The organism is Paenibacillus sp. N119s (assembly GCF_059447605.1).
In genome coordinates this window covers 1-981 of record NZ_JCAJRU010000458.1, presented here as the reverse complement: position 1 = coordinate 981, position 981 = coordinate 1, and the positions used below count along the sequence as shown (strand labels likewise).

Genomic DNA, 981 nt, shown 5'->3' with positions numbered 1-981 from the left:
AAAAAACAGGACTCCCCAACCAAATGATATCTGCATTGGAAACTAAGTCTTTTAATTGTCTCTTTTCAAACCATTGATTCATATGGAATATGTCTATGCTTTCAAAGCTTCTAGGCAATCTCAGACTGCCTGAAGGCCTGAATATTTGAAGACTATCATTAATGGTTTGTTCTCTTTGTTTATAATCTGAGTTCTGCCTTGCAATACTATTAAGTATGCTAATGGATGGTTCTACAAAGGTGATGTGAACCCCTGGTATCCTAGCAAGCTCTTCAGCCAAATGTTGCGGACGCTGTTTTAAATCATCCCAATAGATTGGAGAGAAATATAAAATTTTCAATTTAACCGCTCCATACTAATAAAGGCGCCCCTTATTTTATAAAAGAGGCGCCTTTAAAGTTTTATTAATTATCTATACGCTCCTGCCAACTGTCTTCGCGTATTCATATCATTTTCCTTCATTTGTATCAGCTCTTCATATGCTTCGATTGTGTACTTTTTATACAAGATATCAATCTCCACATCTCGATTTTTAACCGGAGTCTTCTGCAAATGATCTAATTCAGCTTTAACAATTTCAAGGTGATTCTTATCTGCCTCAATATCCGATTCCATTGGCGCATACAGATCCTTTTGCAATTGGTAATTGGTTAAAATACTATTTCGCATTGTCTTTCTAACATGCTCAACCGTATATCGGGAGGTGTCCACATCATGAATGACTTTCATCTTCGGATTAAGACCAACCTTATAACCGATTTCTTTCATAGCAAAAGATACGACAATTTCTTCTCCTCCAGCGTAATTGTTTCCTTTACGCCCATAAGCGCTTCTAAAGCCACCAATTCGCATTAACGCAGCATGTCTAACCGCAAAGTTGGCTCCATAAGGAAACTCCCACTGAAAGTTAGAATCGATAATTTCTTCGCCTTCCACAATAAGCTGACTCCAGTATGCTTCAGTACCTGGTTTAACCACTTC

1 protein-coding gene and 1 pseudogene are annotated in these 981 nt (G+C 37.7%); both read right to left on the bottom strand.

Going from position 1 to position 981, the window contains the following annotated elements:
• Positions 1-340, bottom strand: a pseudogene (locus AC5V8P_RS25720) (glycosyltransferase family protein); the annotation flags it as partial.
• 68 nt (positions 341-408) lie between these two features.
• On the bottom strand, positions 409-981 hold a 573-nt coding region (locus tag AC5V8P_RS25715; RefSeq protein WP_495474075.1), incomplete at its 5' end, for a glycosyltransferase family 2 protein.